Annotated in this window: 17 protein-coding genes; 11 read left to right on the top strand and 6 right to left on the bottom strand. The window is 69.4% G+C overall.

The features are described 5' to 3' along the window. The first annotated feature begins 8 nt into the window (after window positions 1–8). From AB0761_RS35140 to AB0761_RS35150, 3 genes are all read left to right on the top strand, one after another. Window positions 9–692, top strand: coding sequence for an HAD family hydrolase (locus AB0761_RS35140; protein WP_377273312.1), 684 nt, complete (start codon window positions 9–11; stop codon window positions 690–692). A 106-nt stretch (window positions 693–798) separates the two neighbouring features. After that, complete coding sequence (locus tag AB0761_RS35145) at window positions 799–1,119, top strand: DMT family transporter (RefSeq protein ID WP_377273313.1); 321 nt, start codon at window positions 799–801, stop codon at window positions 1,117–1,119. A gap of 830 nt (window positions 1,120–1,949) precedes the next feature. Then, window positions 1,950–3,770 (top strand): APC family permease, encoded by a 1,821-nt coding sequence (locus tag AB0761_RS35150; RefSeq protein WP_377273314.1) that lies wholly within the window; start codon window positions 1,950–1,952, stop codon window positions 3,768–3,770. A gap of 52 nt (window positions 3,771–3,822) precedes the next feature. Here AB0761_RS35150 and AB0761_RS35155 read toward each other — a convergent pair whose 3' ends face one another. Next, window positions 3,823–6,135 carry an FdhF/YdeP family oxidoreductase gene (locus tag AB0761_RS35155; protein WP_377273315.1) on the bottom strand — a complete coding sequence of 771 codons (2,313 nt, stop codon included), beginning with the start codon at window positions 6,133–6,135 and terminating at the stop codon, window positions 3,823–3,825. Window positions 6,136–6,616: 481 nt separating this feature from the next. Between AB0761_RS35155 and AB0761_RS35160 the strand changes: the two genes are divergently transcribed. The 5 genes from AB0761_RS35160 (at window position 6,617) to AB0761_RS35180 (ending at window position 12,429) form a co-directional block, all read left to right on the top strand. Continuing rightward, window positions 6,617–8,047, top strand: a complete 1,431-nt coding sequence (locus AB0761_RS35160; RefSeq protein WP_377273317.1) for a cytochrome ubiquinol oxidase subunit I — start codon at window positions 6,617–6,619, stop codon at window positions 8,045–8,047. Then, the gene (locus AB0761_RS35165) at window positions 8,047–9,072 is read left to right on the top strand and encodes a cytochrome d ubiquinol oxidase subunit II (protein WP_377273318.1); all 1,026 of its coding nucleotides are present in this window, start codon (window positions 8,047–8,049) and stop codon (window positions 9,070–9,072) included. The genes AB0761_RS35160 and AB0761_RS35165 overlap by 1 nt, the downstream gene beginning before the upstream one ends. Before the next feature lie 186 nt (window positions 9,073–9,258). Beyond that, window positions 9,259–9,762 (top strand): winged helix-turn-helix transcriptional regulator, encoded by a 504-nt coding sequence (locus tag AB0761_RS35170; protein ID WP_377273319.1) that lies wholly within the window; start codon window positions 9,259–9,261, stop codon window positions 9,760–9,762. Between the two features lie 464 nt (window positions 9,763–10,226). Continuing rightward, window positions 10,227–10,775: a hypothetical protein gene (locus AB0761_RS35175; protein ID WP_377273320.1), complete on the top strand. Its 549-nt coding sequence runs from the start codon at window positions 10,227–10,229 to the stop codon at window positions 10,773–10,775. 799 nt (window positions 10,776–11,574) lie between these two features. Continuing rightward, complete coding sequence (locus tag AB0761_RS35180; RefSeq protein ID WP_377273321.1) at window positions 11,575–12,429, top strand: hypothetical protein; 855 nt, start codon at window positions 11,575–11,577, stop codon at window positions 12,427–12,429. A gap of 32 nt (window positions 12,430–12,461) precedes the next feature. On the opposite strand, the gene AB0761_RS35185 is transcribed toward AB0761_RS35180, so the two are convergent. From AB0761_RS35185 to AB0761_RS35195, 3 genes are all read right to left on the bottom strand, one after another. After that, complete coding sequence (locus tag AB0761_RS35185) at window positions 12,462–12,965, bottom strand: N-acetyltransferase (protein ID WP_377273322.1); 504 nt, start codon at window positions 12,963–12,965, stop codon at window positions 12,462–12,464. Window positions 12,966–13,118: 153 nt separating this feature from the next. After that, window positions 13,119–13,562 (bottom strand): hypothetical protein, encoded by a 444-nt coding sequence (locus AB0761_RS35190; protein ID WP_377273323.1) that lies wholly within the window; start codon window positions 13,560–13,562, stop codon window positions 13,119–13,121. Between the two features lie 180 nt (window positions 13,563–13,742). Beyond that, complete coding sequence (locus tag AB0761_RS35195) at window positions 13,743–14,381, bottom strand: HAD family hydrolase (protein ID WP_377273324.1); 639 nt, start codon at window positions 14,379–14,381, stop codon at window positions 13,743–13,745. 116 nt (window positions 14,382–14,497) lie between these two features. Between AB0761_RS35195 and AB0761_RS35200 the strand changes: the two genes are divergently transcribed. After that, complete coding sequence (locus tag AB0761_RS35200; RefSeq protein WP_377273325.1) at window positions 14,498–15,187, top strand: M24 family metallopeptidase; 690 nt, start codon at window positions 14,498–14,500, stop codon at window positions 15,185–15,187. 213 nt (window positions 15,188–15,400) lie between these two features. On the opposite strand, the gene AB0761_RS35205 is transcribed toward AB0761_RS35200, so the two are convergent. Next, complete coding sequence (locus AB0761_RS35205) at window positions 15,401–16,303, bottom strand: NmrA family NAD(P)-binding protein (RefSeq protein ID WP_377273326.1); 903 nt, start codon at window positions 16,301–16,303, stop codon at window positions 15,401–15,403. Between the two features lie 187 nt (window positions 16,304–16,490). Beyond that, window positions 16,491–18,137, bottom strand: a complete 1,647-nt coding sequence (locus AB0761_RS35210) for an MFS transporter (RefSeq protein ID WP_377273328.1) — start codon at window positions 18,135–18,137, stop codon at window positions 16,491–16,493. A gap of 186 nt (window positions 18,138–18,323) precedes the next feature. Between AB0761_RS35210 and AB0761_RS35215 the strand changes: the two genes are divergently transcribed. Beyond that, a complete protein-coding gene (locus tag AB0761_RS35215; RefSeq protein WP_377273329.1) occupies window positions 18,324–18,878 on the top strand; it encodes a TetR/AcrR family transcriptional regulator in 555 nt (184 codons plus the stop codon). 518 nt (window positions 18,879–19,396) lie between these two features. Further along, window positions 19,397–22,342 carry a discoidin domain-containing protein gene (locus AB0761_RS35220; protein WP_377274488.1) on the top strand — a complete coding sequence of 982 codons (2,946 nt, stop codon included), beginning with the start codon at window positions 19,397–19,399 and terminating at the stop codon, window positions 22,340–22,342. Window positions 22,343–22,346 lie beyond the last annotated feature (4 nt).

Below are 22,346 nucleotides of genomic sequence, written 5' to 3' on the forward strand. Positions count from 1 at the left end.
CCCATCTCGTGCACCGGCCCACCGCCGCAACCTCCGTTCCTGCCGCCGTCCTCTTCGACATGGACGGAACCCTCGTCGACACCGAGGACCTCTGGTGGCAGGCCGCCGTCGAGGTCGCGGAGCACCTCGGCCACCGGCTCACCGCGGCCGACCTGCCGGACGTCCTGGGACGGCCGGTCGAGCACACCGCCGCCCATCTGCACCGCACCAGCGGAACCGCACAGAGCACCACCCGCCTGGCCGAGGATCTCGACCAGGCCTTCGCCGACCGGGTCGCGGCGCAGATACGGCCCCGGCCGGGCGCACTGTCGCTGCTGGCCGAGCTGCGGCGGGCCCAGGTGCCGATGGCGCTGGTGTCCGCCTCGCCGCGCCGGATCGTCGACCTGGTACTGGCGGAGTTCGGCGCCGAGTGGTTCTCGGTGGTCGTCACCGCGGACGACACGCCGCGGACCAAACCCGCTCCCGACCCCTATCTGGCGGCCGCCGAGGGCCTCGGCGTCACGCCCGCACGCTGTGTGGCGGTGGAGGACAGCCCGGTCGGTGTGGCCTCCGCGTGGGCTGCGGGCTGTCCGGTGCTGGCCGTGCCCTCCGCGACGCCGATCCCGGCCGGCCCCCGGGTCACGGTGCTCGGCAGCCTGGAAGAGGCCGACCTGATGCGGCTCGGGGCGCTGGTCGCCGAGATCCGCAGCTGAACTGCAGTCACCCGACGTAGAGTCGGCCCGTCACAGCGCGGATCCGCCACAGGGCGGGCCTTTGCAGAGGTGGGCCTCGTACCCGCCCGCCGTCCCGGAGGAGCCCATGCCGTATCTGCTACTGGCCCTGGCCATCTCCGCCGAGGTCTGTGCGACGACCTGTCTGAAGCTCACCGACGGCTTCAGCCGACTGCTGCCCAGCCTGGCGGTGGCAACCGGCTATGTCCTCTCCTTCCTGCTGCTGGGCCGGGCGCTGAAACACATTCCGGTGTCCGTGGCCTACGCCGTGTGGTCCGGCGCAGGGACGGCTGCGGTCGCGGCCATCGGCGCGGTCGCCTTCGGCGAGCAGCTCGGCCGGCTCCAGTGGCTCGGCATCGCCCTGGTCATTCTGGGAGTCGTGGTGTTGAACCTGCGCGGATCGCACTGACCCCTCCGTACGGCGGATGAACAACGGGCCGAGCAGGCCAGTTCCCGCGTCCCCTGAGCATCCGGCTCCGGCGCCGGGTGGTGTGGCCGGCGTGCGGTGGGCGGGTCCGCGTGGAGGAGCGCAAGGCTGCCGCAGAGTGCGCGGCGTACGGTGCGGCTCCTCTGGTCGGCGACCCCGTCGAGCGTGCGGTTCTGGATGCCGTCGAGGCCGGGGCCGGACACCCGTGTGCCGGACTCGTCCGCGGTTGCCGCCGCTCACAACAGCCGTGGCCATTGCCAATGAGCCGACGGAGAAAGGCACCGGGCCGCGCCGGCTCACGAGCGACGTCGCTTCATGTCTCAAGGCAGGCACCGGGGCCATGGAAGGAGAAGAGGAGAATTATCATCATTTCGCTGTTTCACGTAAAACCAACCCAGAATGGCCTTTTGTGCAGGGCTCGACATAGGTCGGCGGTGTGACCACCATGCTCCAACGGCGGCTGCTGCCAAGGGATACCGATGCAAAGTACCCACGGGATTCCCGGCAGTCGGAGCGATCGGGAACCGGCCGTCGCGGCCCGGGAGATCACTCGGGCCATGCGGGCAGGGGCACCCGTTCGGCGCGGTGGGCATGCAGGTCCCCGGAGGCTCTCGGAAGCTGGTAGTCGGCGGCCATCCAGTAAGGAAGCACGGACTTCAGTGAACGTCGTAGTTCTCCCTCAACAGGCGCCAGGAGGCTCGCTGCGCCTTCTCTGCCGCGGGTGTCCGCCGGGCACGGTGGCGCAACGGTGATGAACGGTCCGCTGTGCGCCGCCGGCGACTACGCCAGCCCAAGGACCGGGTGAGCTCGCCATGGTGCTCGGACTGGCATCCAGGAAACGACACCCCAACGTTCCACGGCTCCACGGCGAGGGCGGAAAATCCCACCTGACCGTGATGGAGGGGATTGCCGCCCTTTCACTGGACGCCCTCAGCTCGGTGGCATACGGCCCGGAGGCCATCGTTGCCGTCCTGGTGGCCGCCGGAACGGGCGGACTCTCGGCGCTGCTGCCGATCACCCTGGTCATCGTCGGGTTGCTGGCCGTACTGGTCGTCTCCTACCGCCAGGTGATCGCCGTGCATCCGGACGGCGGCGGTGCCTACGCGGTGGCGAAGAAGGACCTGGGCCGACAGGTCAGCCTGCTCGCCGCAGCCAGCCTCATCGTCGACTACGTCCTCACCGTGGCCGTCAGTCTGGCGGCCGGCGCCGCCAGCCTGGCATCGGCGTTTCCCGTGCTTGCCGACCACCTGGTGGCCGTCTGCCTGATCACCTTGGCCCTCATCACCGCCGTCAATCTGCGCGGTATCGCGGACAGCGCCCGTGTGCTGATGCTGCCGATGGGCCTGTTCGTGGTCAGCGTGTTCAGCGTCATCGTCGTGGGCCTGTTCCGTGCCCACCCCGTGGCAACGGTGGGAACGCCCCGGTCGTTCCCCGCCGTTGAGGCACTGGGCGTGCTCCTTGTGCTGAAGGCGTTCTCCGCCGGCTGCTCGGCGCTGACCGGAGTGGAGGCCATCGCCAACGCCGTTCCGATGTTCCGTCAGCCCCGCGTCAAGCGGGCGCAGCACACCGAGCTCCTCCTGGGGCTGCTGCTGGGCGCCATGCTGGTGGGCCTGTCCGTGCTGGTCAGCCGGCATCACCTGGTGCCACGCGGTGATGTGACGCTGCTGGCCCAGCTGACCGCCGACGCCTTCGGGACCGGCTGGGCCTTCTACGCCATCAGCCTGATCGTCACCCTCGTCCTGGGTATCGCCGCGAACACCAGCTTCGGCGGTCTGCCCGTGCTGATGAGTCTGCTCGCCAAGGACGACCGGCTTCCCCACCTGTTCGCCTTCCGCTCGGAACGGCCCGTACACCGCTGGGGCGTCGCCGCTCTGGCGGTGCTGGCCGCCGCCCTGCTGATCGTCGTCGGCGCCGACACACAGCGTCTGATCCCGTTGTACGCCATCGGTGTCTTTGTGGGCTTCACCATCAGCCAGGTCGGCCTTGTGCGGCACTGGCTCGCCCAGCGCCCGGACGCATGGGTTCCCCGAGCACTGACGAACGGCCTGGGGGCCGTGCTCACCGGTGTGGCGGGCATCGTCCTGCTTGCCACCAAGTTCCTCGCCGGTGCCTGGATCGTCGTCGTGATCGTCCCGATGCTGATGCTGATGTTCTCTCGGATCGAGCGCTTCTACAGCCTCGTTGCGAGCAGACTGAGGCTGGACCGACCACCGCCGCGTCCGGCGCGCGCCGGCAGTCTGGTGATCGTCCCCCTGGGCAGGGTCGACGTGGTCGCCGCCGCTGCCCTCAACGCCGCGTGCACGCTGGGCGACGAGGTGGTTGTGGTCGCGGTCTTCGACGATCAGGCGAAGGCCGACATCATGCGCGCCGAGTGGGCACGCTGGAACCCCGGGGTGCGGCTCGACATCATCGAAAGCCCTCAGCATGCCGTGGTGCACCCTGTCGTCCACTACGTCGAGCAGGCCGTTCGTGACGGCGACGACAGACAGATCGCCGTACTCATCCCGCAGCTGGAGCCCCGGCAGAGCCGCTACCGGATCCTCCAGAGCCAGCGGGGCCTCCTCATTGCCAGCCTGCTGAGCGCGCACACCGACGTGGTCGTCTGCCTGCTGAAACTCCCGCTGGACGTGTGATCCGCAGCTGTCGGACCCGGCGGCGCCCCGCCGGGGCGCCGCCGCGCAGGTCCTACGAGGCGCGGTCCACGGTCACCTTGAGGTGCTTCATGATGGGCTGGTCGCTCTGGGTGCTGTAGTCGCCGATCGCGCACAGCACGTTCATCTCCGGCATGTACCCGGCGGCGCAGCCGCGCGGGATGTCGTACGGGACGGCCAGATAGCCGTGCAGGGAGCGGGTGCTGCCGTCCCTGGCGGTGCTGGTGATGTCCACCGGGTCGAACTGCTCGATGCCGCGTTCGCGCATGTCGTCGGTGTTCATGAAGACAAGAGTGCGCAGGTTCCTGATGCCGCGGTAGCGGTCGTTGTCGGAGTAGATCGTGGTGTTCCACTGGTCGTGGCTGCGCATCGTGCCCAGCGCGAGGGTGCCGGGGGCCGGGATGACGTCCGGCAGCGGGGCAACGGAGAACTCGGCGCGCCCGGAGGGAGTGAGGAAGACCAGTTCGCGGGCGGGCTGTCTGATCCGGAACCCCAGTGGCAGCCGCACCCGGCGGTTGAAGTCCTCGAATCCGTCAAGCACCTGGGCCATGGTGTCCCGGATCCGGTCGTAGTCCTCGACGTACCACTCCCACGGAGTCGCGCTGTCGGGCAGCGCGGCCCGCGCCATCCCGGCGATCACGGCGGGCTCGGACAGCAGGTGGCTGGAGGCCGGGCGCTTCATGCCCACCGACAGGTGGACCATGCTCATGGAGTCCTCGACCGAGGTGCTCTGCACGCCGGTGCGCTGGTGGTCCTTCTCGGTGCGGCCCAGGCACGGCAGGATCAGCGCCTGCCGCCCGTGCACCAGATGGCTGCGGTTGAGCTTGGTGCTCACCTGCACCGTCAACTCGCAGGCGCGCAGGCCCTCAAAGGTGTACGGAGTGTCGGGCGCGGCCATCGCGAAGTTGCCGCCCATGGCCACAAAGACCTTCACCTCGCCCCGGTGCATCGCCTCGATCGTGGCGACGGTGTCCATGCCGCGCGCACGCGGCGGCTCGAAGCCGCAGACCTCACCGAGGCGGTCCAGGAAGGACTCGTCGGGACGGTGGTTGATGCCGCAGGTGCGGTTGCCCTGGACGTTGCTGTGCCCTCGCACGGGGGAGGGGCCGGCGCCCTCGCGACCGAGGTTGCCGCGGAGGAGCAGCAGGTTGACGATCTCGCGGACGGTGTCCACGCCGTGCTCGTGCTGGGTGACGCCCAGGCACCAGCTGACGATGCTGCGGTCGGCGTCGCCGTAGACGCGGGCAGCCTTGAGGATGTCCGCGCGAGGGACCTCGGACTGGCGCTCGATCTCCTCCCAGGTGGTGGCCTCGCACAGCGCCCGGTAGTCCTCGAAGCCGGCGGTGTACCGCTTGATGAACTCGTGGTCCACCGCCTTGGGGTCGGTCTTCTCCTGCTCCAGGACCGCCTTGGCCAGACCGCGCAGCAGGGCCATGTCCCCGCCGATGCGGGGCTGCAGGTTCAGTGTGCTCGTCCGGGTGGAGTGGAACAGCGCCATGTCCGCGAAGTCATGCGGGATGATGGTGCGGGTCGCCGCCGCCTCGACCAGCGGGTTGATGTGCACGATCTGGGCGCCGCGTTTGTAGGCCTCGGCGAGCGCGGTGAGCATTCTGGGCGCGTTGGACGCGGCGTTGACACCGAGGATGAACAGGGCGTCGGTGGTCTCCCAGTCCTTGAGGTCCACGGTCCCCTTGCTGGTGCCCAGGGCTGTGTACAGGGCGCGGCCGCTGGCCTCGTGGCACATGTTGGAGCAGTCCGGCATGTTGTTGGTGCCCAGTTCGCGGGCCATCAACTGGTAGAGGAAGGTGGCCTCGTTGCCGAGCCGGCCGGAGGTGTAGAAGGACGCCTGGTTGGGGTCGTCCAGCTCGCGCAGGGTGCGGCCGGCGAGTTCGAAGGCGTCCTTCCAGCTGATCGGGACATAGTGGTCGGTCGCCGCGTCGTAGACCATGGGCTCGGTCAGCCGTCCCTGGTCCTCCAGGGCGAAGTCGCTCCACCGGGAGAGTTCGCTCACCGAGTGGGCGGCGAAGAACTCGCGTCCCACCCGCTTGCGGGTCATCTCCCAGGTGACGTGCTTGATGCCGTTCTCGCAGATGTCCAGGCGCAGTCCCTTGAGGTCGTCCGGCCAGGCACATCCGGGGCAGTCGAAGCCGCCGTCCTCGTGGTTCATCCGGAGGACCGCCCGGGGCCCGTCCACATACGTACCCTCGCGGGCGAGGAACTTGGTGACGCTCTTGGCGGCGCCCCAGCCGGCAGCGGGGTGGTGGTACGGGTGGGACTCCGGTGGGCCCCCGGGGGCGGGGCCGACGGGAGCCTCCAGCTGTTCCTTCTTGTCGTCGGAGGCGTCCACGATTTGCACCCTTCGCGATCCGACCGAGGTCAGGGGGCCTGCCCCCTAGGCACGCTACCCCGGCCGGCAGGTCCCTGCGAGGCGACTGCTGGGGGCGTCCTTGCGTCGAGGCGGGCCGGACTCGGCCGGTCACGCGGGACGTCCTCCGGGGGTGAGGGGGGAGGCTGCGCCGACGGTCGCCTGTGTCCCCGGCGGTGCGGCCCCTGCCGCAGCAGTGCGCGGCTCCCGTACGTCAGGGGCGGCCGGATTGGAGGTCCGTCCCGGTCAGGGCGCGGAATGTGGGCGCATCGCGGTCACCCGATGGGGTACTGGCCGGCCGCGCGACGGCGCGGCGGGGCACAGAACGGGTACAGCGAACCGATGCGATCAACCTGGTGCAACCTGGCGGTGTCGAGGTGACGGCAGTGACAAGTGTGAGTGAGCCCGGCCGGAGACCGCCCGGTGCACTGCGGATCCCGTGCGCCGACCGGCGGTCCCGGCCGTGACGGACACGCTCCAGGTGCTCGCGCAGCACCTGGCCTCGGCCGGCGATCCGCCACAGCTCCTCCCGGCACGTCAGCAGATGGCCTTCACCCTGGGGTTCCACATCATCCTGGTGCCCTTCGGCGTGGCGCTCACGACGCTGATGCTGATCGCCAACCACCGCGGTCTGCGCCGGGACGACCCCGAGGCGCTGCTCCTGGCCCGGCGCTGGTCCAAGGTCGCCGCCGTACTGTTCGCCGTGGGAGCGATCACCGGTACCGTCCTCTCCTTCGAGCTGGGCATCCTCTGGCCCGGCCTGATGGGCAGGTTCGGTGCTGCCTTCGGTTTTCCCTTCGCGATCGAGGGGCTGTTCTTCTTCCTTGAAGCGATCTTCGTGTCGATCTACATCTACGGCTGGGACCGGCTGTCACCCTGGGTGCACTTCTGGACGGGCGTGCCGGTGGCGCTGTCCAGCATCGGAGGCGCGGCCGCCGTCATCGCCGCCAACAGCTGGATGAACCAACCCGGGGGGTTCACGCTGCGGGACGGCAGGGTCGTCGCCGTACGGCCCGTCGAGGTCTTCTTCAACGGAGCCTTCTGGTGGGAGATGCTCCATATGCTGCTCGCCGCCTACATCGTCGCGGGCTTCGTGGTGGCGAGCGTCTACGCGGCGGGCATGCTGCGCGGACGGACGTCCCGCTACCACCGCACCGGCTTCCTCATCGGATTCCTCACCGCCGCGGTGGCGCTGCCGCTCCAGCTCGTCGTCGGTGACACCATCGCCCGGTACGTCTTCCAGGCCGAACCCGCCAAGTTCGCCGCCATCGAACTGCTGCCGTCCACCGCCACCCACGTCCCCGAGACCCTCGGCGGCATCCTCGTCGACGGCCGGGTCCGGTACGGGATCCCTGTGCCCGACATGGCCTCCCTGCTGGCCGGTTTCCGGCCCTCCACCCGGATCAGCGGGCTCAATGCCATCCCGGCGCAGGTACGCCCCTCCGACCAGGCCGTCAGCACCGTCCACCTCGCCTTCGACGTCATGGTCGGACTGTCCTTCGCCCTGCTCGCGCTCGTCCTGTGGTTCGTCTGGGTGTGGTGGCGGCGTCGGCCGATCAGCCGGCAGCGCTGGTTCCTGCGCTGCTGCGCGGTCAGCGGTCTCGCCGCGGTGGCGTGCCTGGAGAGCGGATGGATCACCACCGAAGTGGGCCGCCAGCCGTGGACCGTCGTCGGCCACCTCCTGACCCGGGATGCGGTGACCACCCAGGGCAACCTGTGGCCCCTGTTCGCCGCGGTCCTTGTCATCTATGCGGCTGTGGGGGTGGGCGCTGTGGCGGTGCTCGTTTCGATCAAGCGCCGATGGCAGTCCGAGGGCGACGACAGTGTGGCCGTCCCCTATGGACCCCGTTCCGGCGCGGATCTCGCGGATGTGCCTGTGGAAGCGGGGGAGTGATGGCGAATCTCGTCGCCGTCTTCCTCTTCATCGGGGTCGAGGCCTACTGCCTGCTGGGCGGAGCCGACTTGGGTGCGGGCTTCTGGGACCTGACAGCGGGCGGGGCGGACCACGGGCGGCGGCCGAGACAGCTGATCGACACCTCGCTCAGCCCGGTGTGGGAGGCCAACCACACATGGCTGATCTACTGCCTGGTGTTCCTGTGGTCGGGCTTTCCCACCGCGTTCACCGCCATCACCACGACGCTGTACCTTCCGCTGGGCATCGCCGTCCTGGGCATCGTCCTGCGCGGCGCCGGCTTCGCCTTCCGCAAGGCTGCCCTGCGCACGCCCGAGCAGCGGGTGTTCGGGGTCATGTTCGCGGCGTCCTCGGTACTGGTTCCCTACTGCTTCGGCTCCATCGCCGGAGGCATCGTCTCCGGACGGGTGCCCGCCGGTGGGAACGGCGACGCCATCAGCAGCTGGCTGAATCCCACGGCGGTACTGGGCGGCGTCCTGGCCGTCGTGGTCTGCGCCTACCTCGCCGCCGCCTACCTGTACGTCGCCGCCCGTCGGCAGCGTTCGCCCACCCTGGAGCGCTGGTTCCGCGGCCGGGCCCTGCTGGCCTCGCTGGTCACCGGAGCCGTCGGCGTCGCAGGTATCTTCGTCCTCCAGCACGACGCCCCCCGCCTGTTCCACCAGCTGAGCCATCGCGCCCTCCCGCTGGTCGTACTCGCGGCGATCTGCGGCATCGCGACCACGGCCCTCCTGTGCGGCGGCCGAACAACGGGCGTGCGCGAGCTGGCCGCCGCGGCGGTCGCGCTGGTGGTGCTGGGATGGGGCGTCGCCCAGTACCCCTACCTGCTCGGCACCCACCTGGAGATCACCGAAGCGGCGGCGCCGGACTCCACGCTGAAGGTGACGGTCGGCGTGGCGATCGTCGCGGGGCTCCTCATCCTTCCCTCGATCGTCGTCCTCTTCCGGCTCGCCGGGAGGGGACGGCTGCGGCCCGCACCGGACGAGGACTTCTCGGACCCGCGGCCCTGACAGGTACGGGGTCGAGCCGGACACCCGGAAGCCCTGGGGGAGACGGGAGCGGCATCGCCTGCCCACCGGTCACCACGCACGACCTCGTCGGAACCGACCTGTGCCCGACGGCGCCCCAGGGCCGATGCCCGATGCGGAAGCTCCCGGGAGTCGTAGACTTGCATTCGGCAAGTTTGGAGGTGCCGTATGTCTGGTCCCCGCCGGGGAACCGCCACCGGACCATGCCCGATCGGACGGGCCGTCGACACGCTGGGGGACCGGTGGACGCTGCTGATCATGCGCAACGCCACCAGCGGGATGACGAAGTTCGACGAGTTCAAGGCTGAGCTGGATATTGCGGACAACATCTTGTCCAACCGTCTGAGCCGACTCGTCGAATCGGGGCTCCTCGTACGTGTCCCGTATCGTCCCGAGGGCGGGGGGCGCACCCGCAACGAGTACCGGCTCACGCAGGCCGGCGAGGACCTGCTCCCTGTCCTGCACGCCATGATGGTGTGGGGCGCTGACCACAGCGAGTCGGAGTCGCCCACCGAGCCCATGCGCCTGGTGCACACCGAGTGCGGGGAGTCGATCGAACCCGGCCGGCACTGCCCGAGCTGCCGAAGGCAGGTGCCGCGTTCCGAGACCGCCTGGGTGCGGCCTTGGCGCGGCGACGCGGCTCAGCTCCTGGGCGCCGCTGTGACCGTCTGATCCGACGCGGGGCCCCTTCGCGCGCACCTGGACTTGCCCCTGGCGCCGCCTCCGACGTTCCTCGGGTTCCTCGGCGCGCGGCGCTGGACCGTCGCAGGCCGGATCGGTCTGTGTCCGTCCGAGCGGCTCGCGTTCGTCGTCGGCGTTGCGGGTGACCTGGGAGCACGGTGCGTGCGACGCCGGCGACCGAGGGTGCCCGGTGGGGCGCCCGAACCTCCCCGCAGCCGAAGCGCCGACGTACCGAAGCGCCGAGGCGGCGTACGCCTCGCGCCCGCCGTCGCGCCTGCCCGCGGCGGCGGGGAATCCGCCTCCCCTGCCGAGAGTGCACTCCGGCGCGGGACTGTGCGGACGGCGGGAGGCCGACCGGGCTCCCCACCGAGGGCGAAAAGATGCTGGATTCGCTTGTGCAAGTCTGCACATCGGCTAATCTGGCTTGTGTAAGACAAGCCAGAAGGGAGCAGGTCATGGTTGCCAGCACCACCGCCACCACGACGCACCCCGCGACACACATGTCCACCCGGTCCGTCGCACGACTGGAGATCGCAGTCGGAGAGGACTACGAGCAGTTCCGAGCACGCTTTGAGCAGGCCGTTCCTGCCCTTGACCGCCAGCGCACCCTCGGCCTGGTCGCCGAGCGGGCGCCGTGGAGTGCCGTGCTCGATCTCGCCGATGAGAACGGGCCCCTGGGGTTCATGATCTACTGGAAGTTCGAGGCGCAGCCCCTGTTCGGCCTGGCCGGCGACCACGCCCGCTGTACCGAATACATGATGGGCAACCACACCATCGCCGAGCGCATGTACCGGTATGACGCGGGGACCCTCCTCTACGCCCCCCTGCGCACGACGATCCACGAGTCTCCTTCAGGGGAGACGGTGTTCGCGATCGACCGCCCCAGCGACACGTTCGCTGCGCTCGGTCGACCAGAGATCACCCAGGTGGGACGCGAGCTGGACCGCAAGGTCGGTACTCTCCTGCGTCATCTCGGCGTCCCGGTGCCCGACGAACTGACGTGACCGGACAGCACGTGGACGCTCACGCCACGAGGCGAGAGGCGGCGCGGCCCACCTCCTACGGGAGCGCTCGGCGTGTTGGCCAAAGGCACACGCCGGTGCGCTTCCGTGCGTGTCGGTCGGCCCCGACCGGGTGTGCGCGCCGCCCCGTCTTCTCACCCGTCGCCCTTGAGTGCCAAGGCGACCGGTCATCGCCACCGCCCGCCGACCGGAAACCCTCGCCGACCTCCCCGTCGACCAGCGACTACGCCTCGATGTGACCGATCAGGACAGCGTCGACCAGGCCATCAAGGACGCCGGTGAGATCGACGTGCTGGTGAGCAACGCCGGCGCCACCGTCCGCGCGCCCCTGGAGAGCGTCCCCCTCGCGGATCCGTCGGCGGAGCACCGATCAGCATCCTGCAGCAGTACATCGAACAGCAAAACCAACCCTCAACGACAACACAGTGAAAGTCCGCGCTACGCACCTCCAAGGTCCAGATCCACTTCACCCCCGACCTGAAGGCCGGAACACTGCGGATAGATCCCGGTAGCCGCCGCCGCACCTCGGATCGCCGACTCCACCCGGATCGCGGTCGGGGCGAACAGGGGATCGGAGTTGGAGAGCGGGTGCGGGCTCGGGCGGGGGAGAGCGTGCGGTGTGGCGCCGAGGTCTGATGGGCGCTTCCGGTGAAGGAGAGCGTGTCACCTAGGCTTCCGGCGCGGTGTGTGGAGGATGTTTTTCGGGCCCTCTTCGAGGAGCTGGGTTCGAGATCATCCGCACCGCTGCACGGGAGTCCCGTTGAGTACGACGCCATCGGTCATGAAAAAACTGCCCGAGGTCACGCTTGCATTCTGGATCATGAAGATCGCTGCGACGACTCTCGGCGAGACCGCGGGCGACCTCTTTGCCCAGACACTGGGGTTCGGCTACTTCCTCACCACGATCGCCCTGTTCCTGATCTTTGTGGCGACGTTGGTCGTCCAGCTGCGGTCTGCGCGTTACAACCCGTTCTTCTACTGGACCGTGATCCTGTCGACCAGTATGGCCGGCACCACGATGTCCGACTTCATGAACCGGGATGCCGGCGCCGGCTACCTCTCCAACGGTGCGACTTCGCTCGGCTGGGGCCCACAGGGTCTCGGCCTCGGGTATCCGGTCGGCGCCGCGGCCCTGGTCTCCCTCCTCCTGGCGATCTTCTTCGTATGGAGGATGAGCGGGATGACCTTCCAGATCCGAGACATCGTCACCTTTCGGGGCGAGGCTCTGTTCTGGTTGGCGATCCTCGCCTCCAACACCCTCGGCACATCGACGGGCGACTTCCTGTCCGACACTTCGGGTCTTGGATATGCGGGCGGCGCGCTGCTGGTGGTCGGGCTCCTTGCAGTGCTCGTCGCGCTGATGAAGGTGTCCGTGGTGCCGAACGTGCTGTTGTTCTGGATCGCCTTCGTACTCACCCGTCCGCTCGGCGCCACCGCTGGTGACTTCCTCACCAAGCCTCTTGCCAAGGGCGGCCTCGACCTCGGCACGGCAGGATCGTCAGCCGTGCTCCTCACGGTCCTGTTCGGCCTCATGGCCTACGCATACATCCGAGAGCTCCGAGGCGCCAAGCTGATCGCGGAGACCGCAAGTCCGGAGGCGGGGCCGTTTCTCCAGGGCACCCGCTTTCGGGGGTAGGGCCGAGGAGGGGCCGGAGCGACAAAAGCTGCTTACGCGTCGGGGTGCTCCGGCAGGGCGAGCCAGTCCGACCAGGAGATCTCGCGGCCGAGGAAGCGCGGCTGCTCGAATGGCCAGTCGGCGGCGATCCACTGCGGCACCAGCTCGTCGAGGGCCTGCTCGACCTTGCTGCCCACCAGCTCGTCCACCACCCACCAGGAGATCTCGCCGTCCGCGCCGGCCCTCTCCGGCGGGTCGATGTAGACGCAGCCGAGCAGAGCTGTCTCCGCCGCGTCGAACAGCGCGTAGTTGAAAGACTGGTGCGCGGCGATCTCCTTCTCGTGCCGCAACAGGTCGGCCTGGTCGGCCTCGTAGGTCATGGTGGCCGCGGGCCAGCCCCAGGCTGGGCCGAAGATGGCCCACAGCCGCTCGCGCGAACCCATCACAGCCGGATAGTCGAGCGGGGTGTCCGCCTCCCGGATCGGCCGCAGGTGATGACCACTGCCCGGCAGCGGCACCAGGACGGGATGGACGAAGTCATCGGGGAGCCAGCGCATAGCGCCCGACCGTAGCAGCGCGCGGCCGTCCGCTCCCCTGGATTTTCCCCGTAGACCGCCAGGCTCTGCTCTCATGCCGGCCAGTGCCCGCGATCACCCGATCGAGACTCCTGTTCGATCGACAGACTCCATGATCGGTATGGCAATGGCTTCTCAGCCGCGGCTGTCGGGATGCGAGGCCAGGAGATCGGCGATCCTCTTCGTCATCTTCTCTGCCGACCGCTGCTTGATGATGCCTTCCTTGGCCGCTGCCCGAAGTGTGAGCGACGTTCCGCCCACCTCGTCGGGGCCGAGCACCGCTGAGATGACGACCGGATTCAACCCGCCGACGCCGCCGCCGGCGACAGCTCGGATGCGTCGCAGGCCGGTTTCCGGCTCCGGCGGCTGATCGAGTACGTGTCCCACAGCGGCGAAGGTGGCTGTGACTCGCTCCGTCGCCGCTTCCAGCGGCAGCGGCAAAGTCATCCCCATCTCGTACGCCACGGTCTTGAGGAACCGGGAGGCGAAGGATGCGCCGCGTTGCCCGCCCTTCCCGCCCGTCGACGCCCCCACGACGCCCAGCGTGGCTGCCAAGAGTTCGTCTTCGTCTTCGGCCATGAGCGCTTCCACCCCTGCTCAGTCGCGTACGGGTCTGCTCGGCTTGCCGGCGCCGCACCGTACCACGCCGGCGTTGGCGTGCTGTCGGGCCGGCGGCCCGTGTGGCGCTCACAGTTGTCGCCCCCTGACGGTCCGTCCGATGCGGCCTGTACGGGGACGGCATATTGCCGACCGGATGGTTCAGGGCGTCAGCAGGGCGGCGAGTTCGGTGAGGGAGTCGGCGTGCCAGTCGGCGGCTGCGGCCTCAGGGGTGTCGGCCCACAGGTGGCCGAGGGGTCCGCGTCGCAGGTGTGCGGTACGCAACCCGGCCGCGGCTGCAGGGGCGAGGTCGTTGGCGGGGTGGTCGCCGACATACACGATTTCGACGGGCCGATGGGGGACCCACTCGACCAGGCGGTGGAAGAACTGCGGAGCAGGCTTGGCGACACCCCACTCCCCGGACGTGGCGAGCGCGTCGCAGGGCAGGTGCAGGGCGCGGAGCATGGCCGCGGCCTTCTGCGACTGGTTGCCTGTGATGCCGACCCAGATTCCCGCGTCCTGGAGGAAGGCGAGCGCGGTCCGGACGTCGTCGTACAGATCCTGCTCATCGAGGACCTCGCCGCGGCCGGCCGCCTCCCGGGCAGCCCATTCCGCGGTGATGTCGCAGCCGGGACGGGCGAGCCCCACCGCGTCGGCGTTGTCGCGGCCCTGGGCGACGACGGCGCCGACGAGTGCGGACATGGTGTGGCGGGGTACCTGGAGCCAGTCGGCCCAATCTGCCCAGTACCGGTCGTCTCGGACAAGGGTCTCGCCGACGTCGAACACCGCTGCACGAATCACCGTGCGATCGTATGGGGTCTCGGGTCCGAGAGGAACAGGGGAGCCAGTGGCGCCAGTGGCGGCCCACTGCCGTGAGGTGTCCCGTTGCCGGACTCGATGGCGCTAGGTTCGGCGCCATGGCGGATGACGAATCCACGCGCGCGGCGCGACTGCTGATTGCCCAGTCCAAGGCCACGCAGCTCTTCGCGGAGGTCGAGAGGAGCCGGCTCGTTGCGCCCGGCCAGGGCGAGCAGGCGGTCAGCGACCGGATCCGCGATCTGGCGAACGAGCTGTTCGGCGCGACCCGGCACTGGCACAAACGGATCGTGCGCTCGGGGCGGAACACCCTGCTGCCGTACAAGGAGAACCCGCCGGACCGGGTCATCGGCGCCGACGACATCGTCTTCGCCGACTTCGGGCCGATCTTCGAGGAGTACGAGGCTGACTTCGGCCGGACCTTCGTACTCGGCGACGACCCGGTCAAGCACCGGCTGCGCGGCGACCTGCCCGAGGTGTTCGCGGCCGGCAGGCGGTTCTTCGACGGGGCGCCCGACATCACCGGCGCACGGCTGTATGCGGAGGTCGAGCGGCTGGCGAAGGAGGCGGGCTGGGAGCTGGGCGGCTGGCACGCCGGACATCTGGTCGGCGAGTTCCCGCACGAGAAGATCGACGGCGCGCACATGGAGTCGTACATCACTCCCGCGAATGTCTCCCCGCTGCGGCGCACCGACAAGGCCGGCCGGCGCTGCCACTGGATCCTGGAGATCCATCTCATCGACCGTGCGCGGGGGTTCGGCGGCTTCTACGAGGAACTGCTCACCCTCTGACGATCGGTGACTGCGTCTCACCGTGTCATCGGGGCCGCCTGGTCTTCTGACCGCCACCCCTTGGTTGTGCCGCCGCTACCCCGGCGCCGCGGTGGGCCGGCAGCCGCGCACGGCTTCCGGCAGGGCGTGGGAAGGGTGGGACGGCCATGCCTGCGGCGGTGGGCGGGCATGACCGTCCGGTGGCCTTGCCGGGTGGCGACTGTTCGGGGCGGTTCAGCCCAGATAGAAGTCCTTGCGGGCGGCCACGAACGCCTCGATCGACTGAGGAGCGACGCCCGTCACGCGCTCCACGCCGTCGGTCACGCGGTCATAGCGGTTGTCGCGGTGCAACCTGGCCATGGTGATGATGTGCTGGACGACATGCGGCGGCAGGCCCAGCTTGGGGAGCTGCTCCTCCCACCTCTGCGGGGGCAGGTCCACGTAGGAGACCTCTCGGCCCAGGGCCCGGGAGAATTCCGTGGCCAGTTCTGTCATGTCGACCGAGCGCGGCCCGGTCAGCTCGTAGACCTGCCCGATGTGCGGAGCCGGGTCGCGGAGGACTGTGGCGAGGACCCGGGCGACATCGTCCACGGCGACAGGCGAGGTGCGTCCGGTGCTGAACGGCAGGGCGATCGTGCCGTTTTCCTTGATCGACCGCGCTGCCAGATCCGTGAACAGCGGAGTGTCCAGGAACACCGTCGGCCGGATGTGCACCACGGGCAGGCCGGACCAGTCCAGCACCTGCTCCGTCAGCCAGTGCAGCCGCTGCTGGTGGGACTCCTCGGTGCTGGTCGCGGACATCTGCGACACGGTCATCTGCGACAGGTCGACCAGGGCTTCCAGCTGTCCGTACTCCCTTGCCACGGAGGCCACCACGGAGGCCGCCAGCAGGTGGTGGGGCGACACGGCCATCCCGAAGTACATGCGTGTCACGCCCTGCAGCGCGGCCGCCACCGTCTCGGGCCGGGTCAGGTCACCGACGACCACCTCCGCGCCGCGCGCCCGCAGGTCGGCCGCGCGCTCGTCCTCGCGGCGCACCATGAAACGCACCGGCACATCCTGGGCGCGCAGCTGCTCGAAGACCGTACGGCCTACGCCGCCGGCACCGGGGATGAGAACAAGGTTGCTGGTAACCATCAGTGGATCTCCTTCGTAGGGGACGGGTGTCGGAGTGGAGGTGTGATCGGGCCTGTCGGCGACGCGGCAGGGGCTTCGCCGCCGCGAGTGCGTTCTTCGAAGGGCGTGTCGACCGTCGCCCCGGGTGGTCGCGTGGGATGGCATGGGTCGGGCGGTCGCCCGCGGTGTGTCGCGGGCTGACGGGTGATCACCGCTGGACTTCCAGGGCCTGGCGCTGGGAGCTGTCGGCGCCGGCAGCCGGGGCGGGGGCCTTGCGTGGCAGGAAGACCAGCACTACGACGGCGCCGAGCAGAGCGACGGCCGCGGATCCCATGGCGGCGATGTGCATGGCGTGGATGAAGGCGTCGTTCGCGGGCCCTACCAGCGCTCTGCCGGCCGGTCCCAGCTTCTCGGCGACGGCCAGGGTCGCCTGGACGGATTCACCCGCGGCGGGCCGGTCGGAGGGCGGCAGCATGCCCAGGTGGCCGCTGATGCCGTTGCGGTAGCTGGTGGACAGCAAGGATCCCAGCACGGCGACGCCGATGGCCCCGCCGACCTGCCTGAAGGTGTTGTTGATCGCGGATCCGGAGCCGGCCTTCTCCCGCGGCAACGACGACATGATCATGACTGTGGCGGGCGGCATCACATGGGCCATTCCGGTGCCCATCAGGAAGAACAGCACCTCCAACACCCAGATCGGAGTGTTCCGGCCGAGGAGCAGGAAGCCGGCGAAGGCCCCGGCGGTCAGGACCAGGCCGGTGGCGCACACGGCACGGGCACCGAAGCGGTTGACGACCAGCCGTGCGCGCGGGGCGAAGAACATCTGCGAGGCGGCCAGCGGCAGCACGAGCAGACCGGACTGCAGGACGCTGTAGCCACGGACGCTCTGGTTGTAGAAGACGCTGAAGAACGTGACGCCCATGAGGGCGAAGAAGACCAGACCGATGGCGACGACGGACGCGGAGAACCGCCGGTTGCGGAAGTAGGTGACGTCCAGGGCCGGGTGGTCGCTGCGGGCCTCGTGGGCCACGAAGCAGGTGAGGACCGCCAGGCCTGCGAGGATCGTCGCCCAGGACTCGGGCCGGGTGAAGTCGCCGTACTGGCCGCCCTTGATGATGCCGTAGACCAGCAGCGCCAGACCGATGATCGACAGCAGCACGCCGAGCGGGTCGAGCCTGCCGGGCCTGGGGTCCTTGGAGTCGGGGACGATTACGGCCATCGCGGCCATCGCCACGACCACGATCGGCACATTGACCAGGAAGACCGAGCCCCACCAGAAGTGCTCCAGCAGGATGCCGCCGGTGATGGGGCCGAGAGCGATGGCGAAACCGACCACGCCGGTCCAGATGCCGATGGCCTTGGGCTGCTCCTCGCGCTCGAAGACGTTCATGATGATCGCGAGGGTGGCGGGCAGGATGAAGGCGCCGCCGAAGCCCATCACGGCGCGGAAGGCGATGAGCTGCCCGGAGGAGTCCGACATCGCGGAGAGCACGGAGCCCACGCCGAACACCGTCATGCCGACGAGCAGCACTTTCTTGCGGCCGAGGCGGTCACCGAGCAGGCCCGCGGTGAACAGCAGTCCGGCGAAGACCAGGGTGTAGGAGTTCACCGCCCACTCCAGCTGGCTCTGGGTGGAACCGAGCCCGGTGGGAGCGGGCTGGGCGATGGTCTTCATCGCCACATTGAGGATCGAGTTGTCCAGCATCACCACCAGGAGGCTGAACAGCAGCACGGTCAATATCGCCCAGCGTCGGCGGTGGATCGCCTCGGGAACCCTTCGCCCCCGGCCCGGCGGCACGGGGGGCGTGGACGCGGCGGGCGTCGAGGACTCGGTGGGGTTGGGGGGTGATGACACAGGAGTTCTCCAGTGCTGTGAGTGATGATGCGAGTGCGGAGCGGAGCGCGCGGGCCTCGGACGGTGGAGGCGGCGCCAGGTCCTGCGCGGCCCGGCGAGTGGCGGTCCGGTCTATTAGAAGTCGTATGTAATCTAAACAGGCGATATGATAGATGTCAAACGACATCCATCTAAGGAGCTGATCCCATGGGGCGCGTGTCCCAGGCGCAGGCGCAGGAGAACCGGCAGCGTGTTGTCGCCACCGCCTCCCGGATGTTCCGCGAGAAGGGCACCGCAGTGAGCGTCGCCGACCTGATGAAGGCCGCGGGGCTCACGCATGGCGGGTTCTACAAGCAGTTCGCCTCGAAGGAAGACCTCGTCGACGAGGCCATCGCCCACGCCTTCGACAATCCGGCCCCGTACTCGGCGGCTGAGGCGCCCACGCCGGAGGAGGGTGAGGACCACGAGACCGACCGCCAGGCGATGATCGACGACTATCTCTCGATCTGGCACCGCGATCACGCGGCAGACGGCTGCCCGGTCTCGGGATTCGCCGCTGACCTCGGGCGGGAGCCCGACCAGGCCCCCCGCGCCCGCCAGGCCTATGCCAAGGGAGTGCGGAACCGTGCCGCCCGGCTGGCCACCGGAGACGACGACGGCCTCGCTCAGTTCTGCACCTTGGTCGGTGCCCTCGCCCTCGCCCGCGCCACCCGGGGCAACCCGCTCTCCGAAGAACTCCTGCAGGCCGCGCGAACGCTCTGACCGGGAGTGGCCCTCAGGGGTCCGAAGCGGTCGGTTCGGGGGGCGGCTCTTCTGCCACCACCGGATGACGATCCCGGCGGCGCTCATGCGAGGCTCCTGGCCGGCCTGCGCTCCCATGCGTGCCGCGCTGGGGCAGGAGCTGGACCGGTGTCGTTGCCGCCCACGGCCGGCGGATGCGTCGGATGTGCACGCTGGTGGCGGCATCCAGGTCGAGCAATCAGGTCTTTCCATCATAGTGCAGAAAATTTGCCTCATTTGCTCAATACCTTGCGGTCTCCAGGGGGGGTCTGTACGGTCGGGGCGCCGGTTTCCCACGTTTCTGAAGGAGTGTCAGATGCGGGCGATCTCCAGGCCTCCGGGCGGCATACGCCCCGCCGGGCGCAGGTGGGCGGCGATCGCCCTCGCGGCGGTGGGCGCGGTGTGCCTGTCGGTCGTACCGGCGGCCGCCGCGTCCCCCCACGCGGCGGTGCCCGAGGCGGCGGGCCTCGCAGCTGGCAGGTGCGACGACACCGTTCAGGATCTACGAGGGCGAGGCCGGCACGACGGGCGGCGGCGCCACCGTCAGCTCGCTGACGTCGCCGCCGGCCACGCAGTACTCCAGCGCCGCTCTCGAAGCATCCGGCCACGCGTATGCGCACCTCGGCGGCGGCGGCAGCTCCGTGCAGTGGACAAACACCACCGGGGCGCCGATCAGCTTCCTCAACGTCCGCGCCAGCATCCCCGACTCCTCCTCCGGAGGCGGTACGACCGCGACGCTGGACCTGTACGTCGACGGCGTCTTCCGGCAGGCCCTGAACCTCAACTCCCGGCAGACCTGGGTGTACGAGGGCAACAACAACTACAACACCAGCGACAACCAGAACCCGGCCGACGGCAACCCCAGGGTGTTCTGGGACGAGTCGCACACCTTCGTCACCGGTGCGCCGATCCCGGCCGGGGCCACCTTCTCGCTCCGAAAGGACGCCGCCAACAGTGCGTCCTTCTACGACGTGGACTCCGTCGATGTGGAGAACCCGCCGGCGCCCCTCGCCCAGCCGGCGAACTCCATCTCGATCACCAGCTGCGGCGCGGTCGCGGACAACAACCCGACCAACGGCGCGGCCGACAGCCAGGCGGTGGACAGCCGGGCCGCGATCCAGAACTGCATCAGCCAGGCCCAGTCGCAGGGCAAGATCCTCTGGATCCCGCAGGGCACCTTCTATGTGAAGGGCACCACCGGCCTGACCGCGCAGGGGATCACCATCGCGGGCGCGGGCATGTGGTACAGCACGATCTACCGCGACGTCCCGGTCCCCAACAGCACGCCGCTGGCGGCGCTGTTCGACGTGACCTCCTGCACCGTGGAGAACTTCCACATCGACGCCAACGCGGTCAGCCGCAGCACCATCGGCGGTGACGGCGGCGCGATGGACACCACCGGCACCGACTGGGTCGCCGACGGCATCTGGACCCAGCACACCATGTCCGGCTTCTGGGCGTCGGGCACCGGCGGCACCGTACGCAACAGCAGGCTGACGGCGATCTGGGCGGACGGCATCAACGTCAACAACGTCTCGCTCGGCGCCGACACCGGCAACAACCTGACCGTCACCAACAACTTCGTCCGCGGCACCGGGGACGACGCCATCGCCATCAACTCGGTCCACTACAACACCAACGGTGACGGCTCCCAGACCCTCTACAACCCCATGACGAACATCACCGTCAGCAACAACACCTCGATAGCGCCGTGGGGCGGCAAGGGCATCGGGATCTACGGCGGCAGCGGCCACCACGTCACCGGCAACTACATCAGCGACACCGCCCGCTACATCGGCCTCGGCGCCGGCCGGTTCGGTGTCAACGGCAGCGACCTGCTGTCCGCGACGGTCTCCGGCAACACCGTCGTCCGCTCCGGCGGCAACGCCTACAGCCAGGGGCAGCCCGCCCTGCACATCGGCAACGGCGGCGACGGGCAGAACTCCGGCATCGTCGACCATGTCACCGCGACCGGCAACACGGTCGTGGACTCGCTCTACGACGGGATCGGCTTCTCCACGTCGACCAACACCACCCTGCAGGACAACACCGTCACCGACCCCGGCCGCAACGGCATCGCGATTGCGCCGCCGTTCTACCCCGCCCCGACCGGCTCCGCCGCCATCACCGGCAACACCGTCACCGGCCTGCACCCCGGAGCCACAGCCTTCGTCAACAACTCCAGCGGGTTCACCGCCACACTGAGCGGCAACGGCTGGGAGTCCCCCGCGCCCGAAGGCCCCTACGGCGGCACCGCCGCGGCGGTCCCGGGCACCGTCCAGGCGGAGAACTACGACACCGGTGGGCAGGGCGTGGCCTACAACGTCACCAGCGTCAACGGCAACGCCAACGGTTACCGCGCCGACGGTGTCGACCTGGAGACCACCTCGGACACCGGCGGCGGCTACGACCTCGGCTGGACCGGCAGCGGGCAGTGGTTCCGCTACACCGTCGACGTCGCCACGGCCGGAACATACACGGTCGGCCTGCGGCTGGCGGCCCCCTCGGCGGTGGCCGACGCGTTGCACCTGTCGAACGCCGCCGGGACCAACCTCACCGGCGCAGTCGACGTACCCGCCAGCGGCGGCTGGCAGAACTGGGCCACCGTCACCACCCAGGTCGCCCTGCCCGCAGGGCGCCAGGTGCTGACCCTCAACCAGGACAACGGCGGCTGGAACGCCAACTCCCTCACCTTCGCAGCGGCGGGCGGCTCCCAGCCGGCCAGCCTCTCGGCAGCCCCGGCCTCGCTCACCTTCGGCAGCCAGACGCTGAACACCACCAGCGCCGCGCAGTCGGTGACCGTCACCAACTCCGGCGCCGGCGCGGCCTCGATCGCCTCGGTCACCGCCACCGGTGACTTCGCCCAGACCAACACCTGCGGCTCGTCCCTCGCTGCCGGAGCCTCCTGCACGATCAGCGTCACCTTCAGCCCGACCGCCGCCGGCACCCGCACGGGTGCGGTCACCGTCACCGGCAACGCGGCCAACAGCCCGACGGCCATCCCGCTCTCCGGCACCGGAACGGCCGGCTCGAGCGTCAACCTGGCCGCGGGCCGGCCGACGAGCGAGTCGAGCCACACCGATGTCTATCCCTCGTCGAACACCACGGACGGCTCCCAGTCCACCTACTGGGAGAGCGCCAACAACGCACTCCCGCAGTGGGTCCAGGTCGACCTGGGTACGGCGCGCAGCGCGTCCAGGATCGTGCTGCAACTGCCCGCAGGCTGGGGCGCGCGGACCCAGACCCTGTCGGTGCTGGGCAGCACCGACGGGGCGACCTTCACCACCGTCAAGTCCTCCGCGGCCTGCACCTTCGACCCGGCGGCCAACAACACCGTCACCCTCACCTTCCCCGCCACCACCCAGCGCTACTTCCGCGTGATCATCACCGCCAACACCGGCTGGCCCGCCGGGCAGCTCTCCGAGTTCCAGATCTGGACCACCTGACCGG

It is taken from the genome of Peterkaempfera podocarpi, from assembly GCF_042466665.1.
Lineage (GTDB): Bacteria > Actinomycetota > Actinomycetes > Streptomycetales > Streptomycetaceae > Peterkaempfera > Peterkaempfera podocarpi.

Coding starts and splice junctions, on each gene's coding strand:
- AB0761_RS35145 (WP_377273313.1), top strand. CDS start 799: ATGCCGTATCTGCTACTGGCCCTGGCCATCTCCGCCGAGGTCTGTGCG.
- AB0761_RS35150 (WP_377273314.1), top strand. CDS start 1,950: ATGGTGCTCGGACTGGCATCCAGGAAACGACACCCCAACGTTCCACGG.
- AB0761_RS35165 (WP_377273318.1), top strand. CDS start 8,047: ATGGCGAATCTCGTCGCCGTCTTCCTCTTCATCGGGGTCGAGGCCTAC.
- AB0761_RS35170 (WP_377273319.1), top strand. CDS start 9,259: ATGTCTGGTCCCCGCCGGGGAACCGCCACCGGACCATGCCCGATCGGA.
- AB0761_RS35175 (WP_377273320.1), top strand. CDS start 10,227: ATGGTTGCCAGCACCACCGCCACCACGACGCACCCCGCGACACACATG.
- AB0761_RS35180 (WP_377273321.1), top strand. CDS start 11,575: ATGAAAAAACTGCCCGAGGTCACGCTTGCATTCTGGATCATGAAGATC.
- AB0761_RS35185 (WP_377273322.1), bottom strand. CDS start 12,965: ATGCGCTGGCTCCCCGATGACTTCGTCCATCCCGTCCTGGTGCCGCTG.
- AB0761_RS35190 (WP_377273323.1), bottom strand. CDS start 13,562: ATGGCCGAAGACGAAGACGAACTCTTGGCAGCCACGCTGGGCGTCGTG.
- AB0761_RS35200 (WP_377273325.1), top strand. CDS start 14,498: ATGGCGGATGACGAATCCACGCGCGCGGCGCGACTGCTGATTGCCCAG.
- AB0761_RS35205 (WP_377273326.1), bottom strand. CDS start 16,303: ATGGTTACCAGCAACCTTGTTCTCATCCCCGGTGCCGGCGGCGTAGGC.
- AB0761_RS35215 (WP_377273329.1), top strand. CDS start 18,324: ATGGGGCGCGTGTCCCAGGCGCAGGCGCAGGAGAACCGGCAGCGTGTT.